A 14,476-nucleotide genomic window follows, 5' to 3' on the forward strand; every position below is an offset into this window, starting at 1 on the left:
GCACCGGCCATTCCACCTCCGAACCGCAGTCCCACAAAGGGGCGTTTTTGAGACGGCCGGTTAGCCGCATAGAAAGGAAGTTATCTTCGGAAAACCTGCCAGGCTTCGCGGTAGAATCGGCGGGGCAGGAATCCGATTTCGAAGGACGTCGCTGGCATAGAGGCGGCCAATGTCCCTGTTGAATCGTGGACTCGACCAAGGTCGTAGGCCCGCAGAAGAGCGGATACGGGCTGTGCTCCCGTGGGCGTTCATGGCGACCATCGCGGGGTTGATCTTCGGAATCTGGGGCGATTGGCCCTATCTCGTCGAAGAACACCGACGACTCAGGGTCTGGCAATGGCTGCCGATGTGGCTCGGGGACCTGTCGGCCCTCTTCTGGTTCATCTCAGCCATCGTCTCGCCGTCTAATCCCTCGCGATACGGTGGGGAGGCCGGAACGAATTCGGAGAGGTATCAGCGTCGGCGGGCCTTCCTGGTCAGCATGACTCTGGCCATCGCAATGGACTTCGCCCACACGGCTCATTTGCACTGGCAAGAATACGCTGATTTTAAGAGTGCCGAGGTGGCCAAGGGAGAGGTGACCAGCGTCCAGATTTACGAGGGTCACGACACGACCCGCTACTACGTCCGGGTTCGCTTCCGCGACAAAGCGAACCGGATAAACGGGGAGGAGGTTCGCGTTCAACGACACAATGCCGAGGGTCTACCCGCGAACGCTCGTGCGGCCCTCGCCAACGGGCAGGTCCCCATCCCAGTTCGCGTCTCCTTCGACCCAGGTCTTCCCTCCCGATGCTGGCTCACTGATGCCGGCTACCAAGATGGAGACCGGGTCTATTTAATGTCCTATCTCGTTCTGTGTTGTCAGATTATGTCCATGTGTTTGTTTGCGGTTTTGCTTCGAGAAAGTCATCGGCGAGGCGAAGACCCGTGGTGGGAAGTGTTTCAACGCCCGCTTCCGTTGATGGTCACATCTGCTTGCATGTTCGTATTCGGCCTCATCGAATGGATCGGGGGTAATCTGCGTCCTTGAAGGTCCCCTCGCCGGGTGAGTACTGGGAGCCAACTCGGCTCTCCATCGGGCCCGTCTCGGTGACCATGGCGAAAGGGTACTCGCTAAACGGCAGGGCAACCAATGGCAGCAGCTCTGCTATCATGGTGCTCGTTAGGCGGCGAAGAAATGGGGGCGGGTGATGTGCATGATGGTCTACGTCGCATCCGACTATCCGCTGCCCACCTCGGCTTGGGACGAGACCCGCCCCTGCTTCTACGTCGAGGAGTTGTCCGACAGGGACAAGTCGGTCCGTGGGCAGTTTTCCAAGCCGTGCATCTATTTCGTCGGTTCGCACGAGGGCTGCGGGTGCGGGTTTCAATACGGCCAGTACGAGGGGCTCGAAGAAGACCTTGAGCAGTTGGCGGCTGCCAGGGAGTCGAGGCGACGGCTCAGCGAATTCCTGGCGGTAGCTTTGCAGCATCAGCCGGAGGTGGAGTTGTTCGCCTGCTGGGATGGCGACCAATCGGCCACGCCCGATTATCGCGGTCGGATGCGTCCCTCCGACTTGCTCCGGGACCGCACTCACTTCCGGGAGAAAGAGCTGCTACTGGTGAGTGGAGACCCCGCCTGACCTCGCACGATGGCGGCCCCGGTCCGTGGTACGCCACTGCCCACGAGAGCGTGCGTCAAAAAAGAGCCTTTTCGGGACTTCCGCTCGCCGCCCCCTGGCCTTCCCTCAAAGCGCCCGGAATTCCGTCCCGGAAGCCCTTCCGAAATCAACATCCCGGAACCTTGACGCGGGATTCGAGTTTCGGCACCATCCGGCCGAGAGGAGGATGGGGCCCGTGTTGATCGGCCATGCACGCGTCTCGCCCCTCGAACAAAGCAAAGCGTCGATCTCCAGACCGATGCCTTGAGTCGCGCCGGCTGCGAGAAGCTCTCCACGGACAAGGCCGGCGGTGCCCGTGCCGCGCGGCCGGGGCTCGATCAGGCCCTCGCACACCTCCGGAAGGGAGAGACCCTCATCGCCTGGAAGCTCGACCGCCCGGGTCGCAGCATCCGGCACCTGATCGAGACCGTGGGGCAGCTACGGCAAGGAGGTGACCTTCTACACCTGGACCTCGGACGAGTTGTCGCAGTAAGGCACCAAGGTCATCCTCGCCGTCGTGGGCCATCAGGAGCCGCGCCTGGTCGAGGCGGACGCGCTTGATGTACTGGACAGGCGAGCCCGCCGTCACGAGCTTGAGGCGATCCTAGTTCACGTCTCACCGGCCGCTTTCCGCCGTAGATCGAGACGGAGCTCTTCGTTCATGGCCAGCACGCGAACGGTCACTCGTCCCGTTGCCGTCTTTCCGACGTCATACGGCCCGCTTGCTTCAAAATGCTCCTCCCACGCCTGACGACGCGGGTTGAACAGGATCTCGACGTTCTCGGTTTCCGGGTCGATGCCGGCGAGGTTCGGCCCTTGTGAAGACTGCACTGGGGGCTCGCGAGGGCGAGATTCTCCTCACCGTCACCTCCGCCGTGCTGCTTCGGAATGACGTGCTCGATCTAGGAGGCGACGAACGGCTCGTCGGCTTGCCGGGTCCGGCCGTATTCGCATCGGCTCCCACCCCTATCACGGACTCGCTGCCTGGTCGCCGGTCCGATCACGCCGAGGGCCTGGTCTTCAGGACCGAACGCGCCTTCGCCTGGATCACGGAAATCAGGTTGACGCCGTCCACGAGGGACTCGTATTCGACCAATTCATCGGGCGAAAGCTGCCCTTCGTCGTGTCGCTCGGCGAGGTCATCGAGCCGTTCCTGCGTCGTCGCATCGGCCCGCAGGTCCGCAATCGCCCTTGCAGCCTCGGGCGTCAGGATGTCCCGCAACGGATCCAGGAGCCGGTCGAGGACGTGATGCGGGCGGGCGGCGGTGTGGGTTTCCATGCGGCCATCTCCCTCAACCTCGACCGTGCTCCAGCCCCATGCCGTTGGCGAGCGATTCCGGCGGCTCTCGGTGCAAACGGCTCGAGGCAGCCACGACGGCCGGCCTCGTCCTGCCTCACCCCGCGACCAGCCGCGCCCGGGTCTGGCCGGCGTCCTCCAAGGGGGTGGCGCCGAAGAGGCGCTTGAACTCGCGGCTGAACTGCGAGGCGCTCTCATAACCGACGGCCCGGGCGGCGGTGCTGGCGTTATGGCCGTCGTGGGCCATCAGCAGCCGCGCCTGGTCGAGGCGGACGCGCTTGATGTACTGGAGCGGCGAGCTCGCCGTCACGAGCTTGAAGTAATGGTGGAACGCCGCGACGCTCATCCCGGCCTGCCGCGCCAGGTCCTCGATGCTGTGAGGCCGCGCGTACTCGGCGTGGACGTGCTTGAGGACGCGGGCGATCCGCGCGAAATGCTCGTCGCGGCTGGCGAGCGACCGGAGGGCGCCCCCCTGCTCTCCCAGGAGCGCCCGGTAGACGATCTCGCGGACGGTCTGGGCGCCGAGCATCCGGCTGTCGAGCGGCGACCTCAGGCACTCCAGGAGCCGGATCACGGCGCCGCCCAGCTCCTCGGTCATCGGCGAGGAGGCGATGCCCCGGGGCGTCGCGGCGGGCGGCGGCGGCAGGTCGTCCAGGTCCAGGAGCATCTCGCCGACCATCGTCGGCTCGACGGCGATCGCCATCAGGAGCAGGGGCTCCTCCGGGCTGGCCTCGGTCTCGCACTCCGCCGGGATCGGCACCGACAGGACCAGATAATTGTACGCGTCATACCGATAGACCTCGCCGCCCAGATAGGCCCGCTTGCGGCCCTGGCCGACGATCAGGATCTTGGGCTGATAGACGACCGGCCCGCGGGGCGACGCCGTGGAGACCCGGCTCAGCGTCACCCCCTCCACGGCCGTCCGATTCAGGCCCTCGGCGACCGCCAGCTCGTCGAGCAGGCTCGCGAGCCGCCGCCGCTGGTTTTCCTGAGTGTTCATCGCGTCCTCCGGACTTCCGTTCTGGATCATCTGCATGATCAGTATACGGAATCTCGGAAGCTCCCACCGTTTCATCGGCGATCTCGGAGGATCGGGCAAGACATCTGGAGGAACGTTCCTTTCCGCAAGCCCCTCTCCGGCCTCTAATGCCCGTATTGAGCAAGACGAGAGCCCATCGAGTGAGCTATAAGGAGGAGAACATGAATCCGAACACGCTGTCGGACCCGTCCGTCTTCGCCCAGGCCGTCCGTGACGTCGCCCGGGATGCCTATCGGCTCCGGAACTCGCCCGCAACGGCATCCGTCCGCGTCATCTCGCGGCGGATCGAGGCCCTGGCCGAGGCGCTCGGGGATCGGCGCGAGGGACCGCTCGGGATCTGGCTGAAGAACCTCGGCCGGGAAGTCCGGAAGATCCCCATCCCCGACCGGCCACCGACTCGTTCGGGGTGTCGCCCTGAGGCCATGCACCCGGGCGTCGCGCATCCCGTTTTGGTGGCTTGCGTTTCGTGCTAACCCGCGGAATCCGGGAGACGTCGACAACCTCACTTATCCTCCTGGCAAGAGGGCGATGGTATGATGGGCGGAGTCGGTAAAAAACCAACTCATACACAGGTTGCCATGTCGCAAGCGCACATCGCTTCCAGTGAAGCCGCGATCGTCGGTCGGCTCATCAGGCCCGATCACGGCCATTTCTCGCCCGAGGTGGCCCGAGAACTCCTGAGCATTCGGTTCGGTGACGAGGACCAGGCCAGGCTGCGCGAGCTCTCTCTGAAGGCTCAGCAAGGGACGCTGACGCCGGAGGAACAGGCCGCGATGGAGAACTATCGTCGGGTGGGATACTGGCTCGGCATCCTCTGGTCCAAGGCGCGGCTCTCCCTGAAGAAGGCCGGCATGGACGCGACGCATGAACATCGAGCTTGAGCGTCACGTATGGCAGCGTGCCCGTTCCTGCTGTGAATACTGCCAGCTCCCGCAGGGATTCTCTCCGCTGCCCCACGCTGTCGATCACATCATATCCCAGCAGCATCGCGGCCCCACGTCGGCGGAGAATCTCGCCCTCGCTTGTTTCTTCTGCAACAGCTACAAGGGCCCGAATATCGCCGGCCTGAACCCACGGACCGGGCGGATGGTGCGCCTCTTCCATCCCCGAAAGGATCGCTGGCTCCGCCATTTCCTGTGGGATGGGCCGGTCCTGGTCGGCCGTACGCATACCGGCAACGTGACGCTCGGCCTGCTGCAGATCAATCGGGACGAGGCGGTGGATCTCCGCGAATATCTGATCCGGGAAGGGGTGTTCCCTCCTCCTTAATGCCTCTAATGAAAAAGACGCGAGGACATCGGGCGAGCTATAACGAGGAGAGGTTGAATCACGGCCCGTCACGGTCTCGCCGGCGGTGTCGTCCTGAGGGGACGCACCTGGACGTTTCGCAACTCGTTTTGAGGGCGCACCTTGCGTGCTAACCAGCAGAATCCGGAAGAAGTCGGCAACTTCCGCCAATGATCGTCTTGACGAGACGGAAGTCTTGTCGGTAAATTCCGACGTGTCCATTTGCTCGTAAATTCCGAGCCCGACCGAATCAGATGAGCTTCCGCCCCGCTGGAGAGGGCACCACGATACGGAGCGCGGGATGCCGCAGATCTTCCACCCGAGCGCGAACACGCTCGCGAGGGTGAGCCTGGCCCTCCTCGTTGGCGGCCCGCTCGGCCTGCTGACGCTCGGTTACCTGCTGATGAAATCGCCGTTCCAGACCCAGCAACGGGTCATCCGGGAGCAGCCGGTGCCGTTCTCGCACGAGCACCACGTGAAGGGGCTCGGCATCGACTGCCGGTACTGCCATTCGTCGGTGGAGACGTCCGCCAACGCGGGCATCCCGCCGACCTATACCTGCATGAGCTGCCATTCGCAGATCTGGTCGACGAGCCCGATGCTCGAGCCGGTCCGGGCCAGCCTGAAGACCGGCCAGCCGCTGAAGTGGAACCGGCTCCACGACCTCCCCGACTTCGTGTATTTCCACCACGGGATCCACGTCTCGAAGGGGGTCTCCTGCGAGTCCTGCCACGGCCGGGTAGACCAGATGCCGCTGGCCTGGAAGGAGAAGCCCCTGACCATGGAATGGTGCCTGGAGTGTCATCGCCAGCCCGGCGACAACCTCCGCCCCAAGGATGCCGTCTTCGCCATGGGCTGGGAGCCGGGCTCCTCCGCCGGCGGCCAGGCGGCGCTGGGCCAGTCGCTCGTCCGGCAGAACCACGTCCAGGTCGAGCAGCTCACCAACTGCTCGGTATGCCACCGATGATCAAGCCACCGGAGATCCAGGACGCGCCCATGCCCAGTCGGCCCTCGGAAGAGATACCCGCCGTGACGTCGCGGACGCGGCGCCCCGCGCTCTGGCGGAGCCTGGAGGAGCTGGCGGGGGACGAGTCCTTCGGCGCGCTCCTGGAAGACGAGTTCGCCGGGGTGTCGCTCCAGTGGCTCGACGAGGCGAGCCGGCGGCGGTTCCTCAAGCTGATGGGGGCCTCCTTGGCCCTCTCCGGGATCGCCGGCTGTGCCGTGCAGCCGGAGGAGAAGATCGTCCCGTACGTCCAGCCGCCGGAGGACGTGATCCCGGGGCGGCCGCTCTTCTTCGCCACGGCCCTGGCGCCCCTGGGCTCGGCGGTGGGCGTGCTCGTCGAGAGCCACATGGGCCGGCCGATCAAGATCGAGGGGAACCCGGCCCACCCGGCCAGCCTGGGCGCCACGGACATGCACGTCCAGGCGTCGATCCTCCAGCTCTACGACCCGGACCGCTCGCAGGTCATCCTCGACCGCGGCCGGGTCGACACCTGGGACCGGTTCCTCGCCGCGGCCGTGGACCTGCGGACGAAGAAGGTCGCGGAGAAGGGCAAGGGCCTCCGGATCCTGACCCGGGGCGATGCGGCCCTGTCGCCGACGCTCTCGGCCCAGCTCCGGAAGGTGCTCGAGGCGTTCCCCGAGGCGCGATGGCACGCGTACGAGCCCGTCGGCCGCGAGGCGGTCCGCGAGGGGACGAGGCGGGCCTTCGGCGAGGCGCTCGAGCCGGTCTACCACCTGGACAAGGCCGACGTGGTCGTCGCGCTCGACGCCGACTTCCTGACGAGCGGCCCGGCGAGCCTGAGATACGCCCGCGACCACGCCTCCCGGCGTGAGCCCGGGACGGGCGACTCCGGGGCGACGATGAACCGGCTCTACGCCGCGGAGGCCACGCCCAGCCTCACCGGATCCGCGGCCGACCACCGGCTGCCGCTGGCGTCGAAGGACGTCGAGGGCCTGGCCCGCGAGCTGGCGCACGCCCTGAAGCTGCCCGGGGCCGCCGCGGCGGAGCCGGGGTCGAAGCACGCGGCCTGGATCGCGGCCGTCGCCAAGGACCTGGAAGCCCACAAGGGCCGCGGCCTGGTGGTCGCGGGCGAGACCCAGCCGGCCGAGGTCCACGTCCTGGCGCACCTGATCAACGACGCGCTCGGCAACCACGGCCGGACGGTCACGTTCTACCCGGCCCCGGAGCCGGGCCCCGCCGGCCGGGTCGGCTCGCTCGCCGACCTCGTCGGCGACATCAAGCTCGGCAAGGTGGACACGCTCCTGATCCTGGGAGCCAATCCGATGTACGACGCGCCGGCGGACCTGGAGTTCGCGGCCGTCATGACGGACACGAATGTCCCGACGCGGATCCACCTAGGACTCTACGACGACGAGACCGCCGCGGTCTGCCACTGGCACCTGCCGGAGAGCCACCCGCTGGAGGCCTGGGGCGACCTGGTCGCCTTCGACGGCACCGCGACGATCCAGCAGCCGCTGATCGCGCCCCTCTACCAGGGGCACTCGGCGATCGAGGTGCTGGCCATCCTCCTGGGCCAGCCGGGCCGGCCGGGGCAGGACATCGTCAAGTCGACCTGGAGGGAGAAGAAGCTGCCGGGCGACTTCGATGCGGCCTGGAAAGACGCCCTCCGCCGCGGGATCGTCCCCGGGACGACCGCCGAGCCGAAGGCGGTGACGCTCAAGTCGAAGGACGTCCCCCCTCCCGGCCCGGCGAAGCCGGCCGACCAGGGCCTGGAGATCGTCTTCCGGCCGGACCCCGCGGTCTGGGACGGGACCTTCGCCAACAGCGGCTGGCTCCAGGAACTGCCCAAACCGCTGACCCGCTTCACCTGGGACAACGCCGCCCTGATCAGCCCGGCCGAGGCGGAGCGGCGGGGAATCGCCAACGAGGATGTCCTGGTGCTCCGGTATCGCGGCCGGGCGCTGACGCTCCCCGCCTGGATCCTGCCGGGCCAGGCCGAGGGGACGATCACGGTCTCGCTCGGCTACGGCCGGACGCGGGCCGGGCACGTGGGCAACGGTGCCGGCGCCAATGCCTATGCCCTGCGGACGTCCGACGCCCCCTGGCACGGCGCGGGCCTCGAGCTCTCCAAGACGGGCGAGAAGCGGAAGATCGCGATCGTCCAGCACCATTATCAGATGCAGGGGCGGGAGCCGATCAAGGTCGGCACGGCCGAGGAATTCAGGGCCGACCCGGGCTTCGCCCACGAGCATCACGCCCCCGAGGCCCACGGCGAGAGCCTCTACCCGGACGCTCCCCGCGGCCAGGACGCCGAGAACGCCTGGGGGATGACGATCGACCTGAACAAGTGCATCGGATGCGGGACCTGCGTGGTGGCCTGCCAGGCGGAGAACAACATCCCGATCGTGGGCAAGGAGGAGGTGCTCCGCTCGCGCGAGATGCACTGGCTGCGGATCGACCGCTATTACGAGGGGGATGAGAAGGATCCCCAGGCGTACTTCCAGCCGGTGCCGTGCATGCACTGCGAGAAGGCCCCGTGCGAGCCCGTCTGCCCGGTCGGCGCGACGACCCACAGCGACGAGGGGCTCAACGAGATGACCTACAACCGCTGCGTGGGGACGCGGTACTGCGGCAACAACTGCCCGTACAAGGTGCGGCGGTTCAACTTCTTCCAGTATGCCGACCTCGAGACGCCCAGCCTCAAGCTGCTGAACAATCCCGACGTCACGGTCCGCACCCGGGGCGTGATGGAGAAGTGCTCGTACTGCGTCCAGCGGATCAACGAGGCGCGGATCGTCGCCAAGATGGAAGGCCGTCCGGTCGGCGGCGACGAGGTGAAGACGGCCTGCCAGGCCGCCTGCTCGTGCCAGGCGATCGTCTTCGGCAACCTGCTGGACCCGAATAGCGCCGTGGCGAAGTCCAAGGCGTCGCCGCGGAATTACGCCCTGCTGGAGGAGCTGAACACGCTCCCCCGGACGACCTACCTGGCCAAGCTGCGGAACCCGAACCCGGAACTCGAAGCCGAACCCAAGGATCGCCACGAATCCAACCATGGCAACAGTTGATCCGAATACCCTGGAGCCGATGCCGAAGGCCCCGCCCGCGCTGGCGCCCGGTCACACCTACGGGACCGTGACCGACAAGATCAGCGCGCTGGTGCTCGTGCGCCCGTACAACTGGCGCTGGGTGCTGGGGATGGGCATCGGCTTCGCGTTCCTGATGCTCTTCCTGCTGGGCATCACCGTGCTGTTCACCTACGGGACGGGCGTCTGGGGATTGAACGTCCCGGTGATGTGGGGGTTCGCGATCGTCAACTTCGTCTGGTGGGTCGGCATCGGCCACGCCGGGACGTTGATCTCGGCGATCCTGCTGCTGCTCAAGCAGGACTGGCGGACGTCGATCAACCGGTTCGCGGAGGCGATGACGCTGTTCGCGGTGGCCTGCGCGGGGACCTTCCCGCTGCTCCACCTGGGGCGGCCATGGCTCTTCTTCTGGCTGATGCCGTATCCCAACACGATGGCGCTCTGGCCGCAGTGGCGGAGCCCCCTGATCTGGGACGTGTTCGCGGTCTCGACGTACGCGACGGTCTCGCTGCTGTTCTGGTACGTGGGGCTGCTGCCGGACCTGGCGACGCTCCGGGACCGGGCGAAGAACAAGTATGCCAAGCTCGCCTACGGGATCTTCGCCCTGGGCTGGCGAGGGTCGGCGCGGCACTGGCACCGCTACCGGACGGCCTACATGCTGCTGGCGGCGCTGGCGACCCCGCTGGTCGTGTCGGTGCACACGATCGTCGCGTTCGACTTCGCGGTGAGCGTGATCCCGGGGTGGCACACGACGATCTTCCCCCCCTACTTCGTGGCCGGTGCGATCTTCTCCGGGTTCGCGATGGTGATCACGCTCTGCGTCCCGCTGCGGGCGGCCTTCGGCCTGAAGGACTTCATCACCGACCGGCACCTGGACAACATGGCCAAGGTGATGCTGGCGACGGGGCTGATCGTGGCCTACGGCTACTTCATGGAAGACTTCATGGCCTGGTACAGCGGGAACCCGTACGAGAATTACACGATCCTCCAGAACCGGCCGTTCGCCGGGCCCTACACGCACACCTACTGGATGCTGATCACCTGCAACGTGATCGTGCCCCAGCTCCTCTGGATCAAGCGGGTGCGATCCTGGGCCCCGCTGCTCTGGGTGATCTCGATCATCGTGAACATCGGGATGTGGCTGGAGCGGTACATCATCGTGGTGACGAGCCTGAGCCGGGACTTCCTGGTCTCGTCGTGGAGCGAGTATCACGGGACGGTCTGGGATTACTCGCTCTATTACGGGTCGCTCGGCCTGTTCGCCTCGCTGCTGTTCCTGTTCATCCGGTTCCTGCCGGTGATCGCGATCGCGGAGATGCGGGAGCTGATCCACGAGACGCAGCATCACCAGGCTGACGAGGCGGCGGTGGCGCACTCGCCGCAAGGGGGTGGGCATTGAGCGAGCATCCCGCGGATCCGGCGATCTACGGCATCATGGCCGAGTTCGTGAGCCCGGACGAGCTGATCAAGGCCGGGCATGCGGCCTACGAGCGCGGCTACCGGATGATGGAGGCGTACACGCCGTTCCCGGTGGAGGGGGTGGCGGAGTCGATCGGCTACCATCGCAACCGGGTGGCCCCGATGGTCTTCCTCGGGGGCCTGGTGGGCGGCTGCCTCGGGTTCGGCATGCAGTGGTTCTCCGCGGTCTACCACTACCCGCTGAACATCGGCGGCCGGCCGCTGCTGAGCTGGCCGGCGTTCATCCCGATCACGTTCGAGACCACGGTGCTGGGCGCCGCGCTCACGGCGGTCTTCGGCATGCTGGCGATGAACGGCCTGCCGCGGCCCTATCACCCGGTGTTCAACGTCCCCGGGTTCGTGCTCGCGTCCAACAACCGGTTCTTCCTGTCGATCCAGGCGCGAGACCCGCTGTTCGACCTCGAGCAGACGCATCGGCTGCTCGAGGAGCTGCACCCGAAGGCCATCACGGTCGTCCCCCAGTGAGCCCGCCGTCCATGAGCGCGAACGTCCAGGAACGATGTCCGATCAGGCGGGCCGAGCCCGCGAGGCGGCGCCTCGCGACGGCGGCGACGGCCGTCGCGCTGCTGGCGGCCTGCGGCTGCCGCGGCGAGATGTACAACCAGCCGCGGTTCGAGCCCCAGGAGGCGACGGCGATCTTCGCCGACGGGACGTCCTCGAGGCCGCTCGTGGAAGGCGTGGTGCCGCAGGGGGCGGAGTCGGCGGGGGTCCTGTCGAACGAGCCGTCGGCCTTGCTGCCGGTCGCGGTCGGCGACCCGCGGGCCGCGACGTCGCCCTATCCGGTCGACCGGGCCTTCCTGGAGCGGGGGCAGGAGCGGTACCGGATCTTCTGCACCCCCTGCCACGGCGAGGCGGGAGACGGCCGGGGGATCATCGTCCAGCGCGGGTTCACCCAGCCGCCGGCGTTCGCCCGGGCCGACCTGCTCCAGCAGCCGCTGGGGCACTTCGTCGACGTGATCACGCGGGGGCAGGGCGCCATGTATTCCTACGCCGCGCGGATCGCCCCCCGCGACCGCTGGGCGATCGCGTCCTACATCCGGGCGCTGCAGTTGAGCCAGCACGCCGTCGCGGCCGACCTGCCGGAGGAAGACCGCAACAAGCTCCAAGGGGTAAAGAATGAGCCTGCCGGCCGATGACTTTCTGACCGACGACGCGCTCCGGGCCGAGGTGGCCCAGGCGCGATCGACCGCGCTCATGGTGGGCGGGGGCGGGCTGGCCCTGCTCCTGGTGATGGGGCTGATCTGGCCGCAGCCGGCCGCCTCCTCGTACCTGGTCGCCTACCTCTTCTGGACGGGGATCTCGCTGGGCTGCCTGGGGCTGACGCTGCTGCACCACCTGGTGGGCGGGCAGTGGGGCCTGCCGCTCCGCCGGCCGCTGGAAGCGGGGGCCTCGGTGATCGTGCCGATGGCCGTCCTGTTCCTGCCCGTGGTCCTGGGCATGTCGAAGCTCTACCCGTGGACCGCCCCGGAGCTCGCCCGCGAGCTCGGGGCCAAGGCGACCTACTACCTGAACCCGACGTCGTTCCTGGAGCGGGCCGCGTTCTACTTCGCGGCCTGGATCGCCCTGGCCCTGCTGGCGAACTACTGGTCGCGGCTCCAGGACGGGACCGAGAGCCCGGCGCCGAGCCGCCGGCTCCAGTTCATCGCCGGGCCGGCGATCGTGGTCCTGTTCCTGACGGTCTCGTTCGCCGCCATCGACTGGGCGATGTCGCTGGAGCCGCGCTGGGCCTCGACGATCTACGGGCCGATGGTGATCGTCGGCGACGTGCTGGCGACGATGGCGCTGATGATCCTGACGACCGTGTCCCTGTCGCGGTCGCGGGAGATCCGCGAGGTCGCCACGCCGTCGCGGCTGGCGGACCTGGGGAACCTGCTGCTGGCGTTCACGATGCTCTGGGCCTACATGTCGTTCTCGCAGTTCCTGATCATCTGGTCGGGCAACCTGGCCGAGGAGACGCCCTGGTATCTGCGGCGGACCGCGGGGGGCTGGCAATGGGTGGCCCTCTTGCTGATCCTGGCCCAGTTCTTCCTGCCGTTCCTGGTCCTGCTCTTCCGGGACAACAAGCGGGACCCGAAGACGCTGAAGGTGGTGGCCTCGCTGGTGTTGTTGATGCACCTGGTGGACCTGACCTGGCTGGTCATCCCCGCGTTCCCGGGGGCCTCGGGGCCGGCGATCCCCTGGGGCCAGCTCCCGATGATCCTGGTGGCGATGGCCGGCGTGGGGGGCATCTGGCTGGCCGCTTACCTCTGGCGGCTGGCGAGTGCCCCGCTGGTCCCGCTCCGCGATCCGCACCTGCTGATCGCCCTCCAGCACACGGGAGGCCACTGATCATGGCGGACTTCCGACCGCAAGGTTTCCTCAAGCCGTCGCCCTCGACGGAAGGCCGGATCGGCTACCAGGACGATCGGGTCAGCTTCAAGGGGGTGCTCGGGTTCGCGGCCATCCTCGTGGTGGTGGTGGTCGCGGCGCAGTACGTCCTGGTGCAGATGATGTCGCAGTACGGCGCCCAGGAGGCCCGCGAGAAGCAGGGGGCGTCCCCCATGCTGACGACCCCCTGGGAGGTCCCCGGCCCGCGGCTCCAGCCGGACCCGGCGGCGGAGCGGATCCAGGTGCAGGCCGCCCAGCGGGAGCACCTGGCGAGCTACGGCTGGCTCGACCGGGACAAGGGCGTGGCGCACATCCCGATCGAGCGGGCGATGGACATCCTGGCGAAGTCCGGGCTGCCGGAGATCAAGGCGCCGCCGGCCGGGGACTCTCCCCTGAAGCCCCCGGCCGAGGCCGAGAAGGCGGCGGCCCCCCCCGCGGCGAAGGCCGAGGCCGAGGCGAAGAAGGCACCATGAAGACGCCCACGATCCTGATCACGACGGTCGCGGCCCTCGGCGTCCTCGCCGGCGGGGCCCGCGCGCAGTCGACGGCCGGCGGGGGGATCACCGCCGACATCGGGTTCGACCAGAACCTGGGCGCGCAGGCGCCGATCGACCTGACGTTCCGGGACGAGAAGGGCCGGGGCGTGCGGCTGTCGGACTACCTGGGGCGGCGGCCGGCGGTGCTGGTCCTGGGCTACTATCGCTGCCCCCTGCTCTGCAACCAGGTCCTCAACGGGGTGACGCGGACGCTGCGGGCGATCCCGCAGGCGGCGGGCACCGACTTCGACGTGATCGCGGTGAGCATCGACCCCAAGGAGCAGCCCGAGCTGGCCGGCGCCAAGAAGGCGACCTACGTGGAGGAGTACGGCCGCGGGTCGCCCGACGGCTGGCACTTCCTGGTCGGCGACGAGGGGCCGATCGGTGAGCTGGCGCGGGCGGTCGGCTTCCGCTACAAGTTCAACGCCGCGAGCGGGCTGTATGCCCACGCCGCGGGGTTCGTGGTCCTGACGCCGGACGGCCGGGTGGCCCGCTACTTCTACGGCATCGACTACCAGCCGAAGGAGCTCTCCGGGGCGATCTCGGCGGCGTCGCGCGGGGGGATCGGCTCGCCGATCCGCGCGCTGCTGATGCTCTGCTACGACTACGATTCGGCCACGGGGAAGTACACGCTGTCCATCGTCCGGATCTCGCGGGTGCTCGGCACCGCGACGGCCCTCTCGCTGGGCCTCTACATGTTCATCATGATCCGCCGCGAGCGGCGGGGCGGCTCGGCCGCCCGGGTCGCGGCCGAGCCATCGCCCTGAATCGTCCCGTTCCAGCC

The 14,476-nt window shown here is 67.6% G+C and carries 17 protein-coding genes and 1 pseudogene; 14 read left to right on the forward strand and 4 right to left on the reverse strand.

Annotated features, from left to right (window positions below; all coding sequences use genetic code 11):
- The first annotated feature begins 250 nt into the window (after positions 1–250).
- The 3 genes from G6O54_RS08305 (at position 251) to G6O54_RS08315 (ending at position 2,201) form a co-directional block, all read left to right on the forward strand.
- The gene (locus tag G6O54_RS08305; protein ID WP_165223085.1) at positions 251–1,030 is read left to right on the forward strand and encodes a hypothetical protein; all 780 of its coding nucleotides are present in this window, start codon (positions 251–253) and stop codon (positions 1,028–1,030) included.
- A gap of 166 nt (positions 1,031–1,196) precedes the next feature.
- Positions 1,197–1,622 (forward strand): hypothetical protein, encoded by a 426-nt coding sequence (locus tag G6O54_RS08310; protein ID WP_165223088.1) that lies wholly within the window; start codon positions 1,197–1,199, stop codon positions 1,620–1,622.
- Between the two features lie 282 nt (positions 1,623–1,904).
- Positions 1,905–2,201: a recombinase family protein gene (locus G6O54_RS08315; protein ID WP_250846776.1), complete on the forward strand. Its 297-nt coding sequence runs from the start codon at positions 1,905–1,907 to the stop codon at positions 2,199–2,201.
- A 48-nt stretch (positions 2,202–2,249) separates the two neighbouring features.
- Here G6O54_RS08315 and G6O54_RS08325 read toward each other — a convergent pair whose 3' ends face one another.
- The 4 genes and pseudogenes from G6O54_RS08325 to G6O54_RS08335 all read right to left on the reverse strand — a co-directional run bounded on the left by G6O54_RS08325 (position 2,250) and on the right by G6O54_RS08335 (position 3,937).
- Positions 2,250–2,471: a hypothetical protein gene (locus G6O54_RS08325; RefSeq protein ID WP_165223091.1), complete on the reverse strand. Its 222-nt coding sequence runs from the start codon at positions 2,469–2,471 to the stop codon at positions 2,250–2,252.
- Between the two features lie 20 nt (positions 2,472–2,491).
- A pseudogene (locus G6O54_RS38735) lies at positions 2,492–2,542 on the reverse strand (hypothetical protein); the annotation flags it as partial.
- 98 nt (positions 2,543–2,640) lie between these two features.
- Positions 2,641–2,919: a hypothetical protein gene (locus tag G6O54_RS08330; RefSeq protein WP_165223094.1), complete on the reverse strand. Its 279-nt coding sequence runs from the start codon at positions 2,917–2,919 to the stop codon at positions 2,641–2,643.
- Positions 2,920–3,034: 115 nt separating this feature from the next.
- Complete coding sequence (locus G6O54_RS08335; RefSeq protein WP_165223097.1) at positions 3,035–3,937, reverse strand: AraC family transcriptional regulator; 903 nt, start codon at positions 3,935–3,937, stop codon at positions 3,035–3,037.
- A gap of 200 nt (positions 3,938–4,137) precedes the next feature.
- On the opposite strand from G6O54_RS08335, the gene G6O54_RS08340 reads away from it, so the two are divergent.
- From G6O54_RS08340 to G6O54_RS08390, 11 genes are all read left to right on the forward strand, one after another.
- Complete coding sequence (locus G6O54_RS08340; protein WP_165223100.1) at positions 4,138–4,449, forward strand: hypothetical protein; 312 nt, start codon at positions 4,138–4,140, stop codon at positions 4,447–4,449.
- A 60-nt stretch (positions 4,450–4,509) separates the two neighbouring features.
- Positions 4,510–4,857: a hypothetical protein gene (locus G6O54_RS08345; protein WP_250846777.1), complete on the forward strand. Its 348-nt coding sequence runs from the start codon at positions 4,510–4,512 to the stop codon at positions 4,855–4,857.
- Positions 4,841–5,245, forward strand: a complete 405-nt coding sequence (locus G6O54_RS08350; protein WP_165223103.1) for an HNH endonuclease — start codon at positions 4,841–4,843, stop codon at positions 5,243–5,245. Before G6O54_RS08345 ends, G6O54_RS08350 begins: the two co-directional genes overlap by 17 nt.
- Before the next feature lie 319 nt (positions 5,246–5,564).
- Positions 5,565–6,230, forward strand: coding sequence for a cytochrome c3 family protein (locus G6O54_RS08355; protein WP_165223106.1), 666 nt, complete (start codon positions 5,565–5,567; stop codon positions 6,228–6,230).
- Positions 6,227–9,292, forward strand: a complete 3,066-nt coding sequence (locus G6O54_RS08360; protein ID WP_205678701.1) for a TAT-variant-translocated molybdopterin oxidoreductase — start codon at positions 6,227–6,229, stop codon at positions 9,290–9,292. The genes G6O54_RS08355 and G6O54_RS08360 overlap by 4 nt, the downstream gene beginning before the upstream one ends.
- The gene (gene nrfD, locus G6O54_RS08365) at positions 9,279–10,709 is read left to right on the forward strand and encodes an NrfD/PsrC family molybdoenzyme membrane anchor subunit (RefSeq protein WP_165223129.1); all 1,431 of its coding nucleotides are present in this window, start codon (positions 9,279–9,281) and stop codon (positions 10,707–10,709) included. The genes G6O54_RS08360 and nrfD overlap by 14 nt, the downstream gene beginning before the upstream one ends.
- Complete coding sequence (locus G6O54_RS08370) at positions 10,706–11,254, forward strand: DUF3341 domain-containing protein (protein ID WP_250846778.1); 549 nt, start codon at positions 10,706–10,708, stop codon at positions 11,252–11,254. The genes nrfD and G6O54_RS08370 overlap by 4 nt, the downstream gene beginning before the upstream one ends.
- An 11-nt stretch (positions 11,255–11,265) precedes the next feature.
- Entirely contained in the window at positions 11,266–11,925 is a 660-nt protein-coding gene (locus G6O54_RS08375) for a c-type cytochrome (protein WP_165223132.1), read from the forward strand.
- The gene (locus G6O54_RS08380; protein ID WP_165223135.1) at positions 11,906–13,117 is read left to right on the forward strand and encodes a hypothetical protein; all 1,212 of its coding nucleotides are present in this window, start codon (positions 11,906–11,908) and stop codon (positions 13,115–13,117) included. Before G6O54_RS08375 ends, G6O54_RS08380 begins: the two co-directional genes overlap by 20 nt.
- Positions 13,118–13,119: 2 nt before the next feature.
- Positions 13,120–13,629 (forward strand): hypothetical protein, encoded by a 510-nt coding sequence (locus G6O54_RS08385; RefSeq protein ID WP_165223138.1) that lies wholly within the window; start codon positions 13,120–13,122, stop codon positions 13,627–13,629.
- Positions 13,626–14,459 (forward strand): SCO family protein, encoded by an 834-nt coding sequence (locus G6O54_RS08390; protein ID WP_165223141.1) that lies wholly within the window; start codon positions 13,626–13,628, stop codon positions 14,457–14,459. The genes G6O54_RS08385 and G6O54_RS08390 overlap by 4 nt, the downstream gene beginning before the upstream one ends.
- The last annotated feature ends 17 nt before the right edge of the window (positions 14,460–14,476 follow it).

Origin of the sequence: Aquisphaera insulae (genome assembly GCF_011064615.1) — a bacterium.
Lineage (GTDB): Bacteria > Planctomycetota > Planctomycetia > Isosphaerales > Isosphaeraceae > Aquisphaera > Aquisphaera insulae.

Bases quoted from the DNA above. Each gene is read 5' to 3' on its own strand.
- G6O54_RS08305 (WP_165223085.1), top strand. From the start codon at position 251: ATGGCGACCATCGCGGGGTTGATCTTCGGAATCTGGGGCGATTGGCCC.
- G6O54_RS08310 (WP_165223088.1), top strand. From the start codon at position 1,197: ATGATGGTCTACGTCGCATCCGACTATCCGCTGCCCACCTCGGCTTGG.
- G6O54_RS08330 (WP_165223094.1), bottom strand. From the start codon at position 2,919: ATGGAAACCCACACCGCCGCCCGCCCGCATCACGTCCTCGACCGGCTC.
- G6O54_RS08335 (WP_165223097.1), bottom strand. From the start codon at position 3,937: ATGAACACTCAGGAAAACCAGCGGCGGCGGCTCGCGAGCCTGCTCGAC.
- G6O54_RS08340 (WP_165223100.1), top strand. From the start codon at position 4,138: ATGAATCCGAACACGCTGTCGGACCCGTCCGTCTTCGCCCAGGCCGTC.
- G6O54_RS08345 (WP_250846777.1), top strand. From the start codon at position 4,510: ATGATGGGCGGAGTCGGTAAAAAACCAACTCATACACAGGTTGCCATG.
- G6O54_RS08350 (WP_165223103.1), top strand. From the start codon at position 4,841: ATGAACATCGAGCTTGAGCGTCACGTATGGCAGCGTGCCCGTTCCTGC.
- G6O54_RS08355 (WP_165223106.1), top strand. From the start codon at position 5,565: ATGCCGCAGATCTTCCACCCGAGCGCGAACACGCTCGCGAGGGTGAGC.
- G6O54_RS08360 (WP_205678701.1), top strand. From the start codon at position 6,227: ATGATCAAGCCACCGGAGATCCAGGACGCGCCCATGCCCAGTCGGCCC.
- nrfD (WP_165223129.1), top strand. From the start codon at position 9,279: ATGGCAACAGTTGATCCGAATACCCTGGAGCCGATGCCGAAGGCCCCG.
- G6O54_RS08375 (WP_165223132.1), top strand. From the start codon at position 11,266: ATGAGCGCGAACGTCCAGGAACGATGTCCGATCAGGCGGGCCGAGCCC.
- G6O54_RS08380 (WP_165223135.1), top strand. From the start codon at position 11,906: ATGAGCCTGCCGGCCGATGACTTTCTGACCGACGACGCGCTCCGGGCC.
- G6O54_RS08385 (WP_165223138.1), top strand. From the start codon at position 13,120: ATGGCGGACTTCCGACCGCAAGGTTTCCTCAAGCCGTCGCCCTCGACG.
- G6O54_RS08390 (WP_165223141.1), top strand. From the start codon at position 13,626: ATGAAGACGCCCACGATCCTGATCACGACGGTCGCGGCCCTCGGCGTC.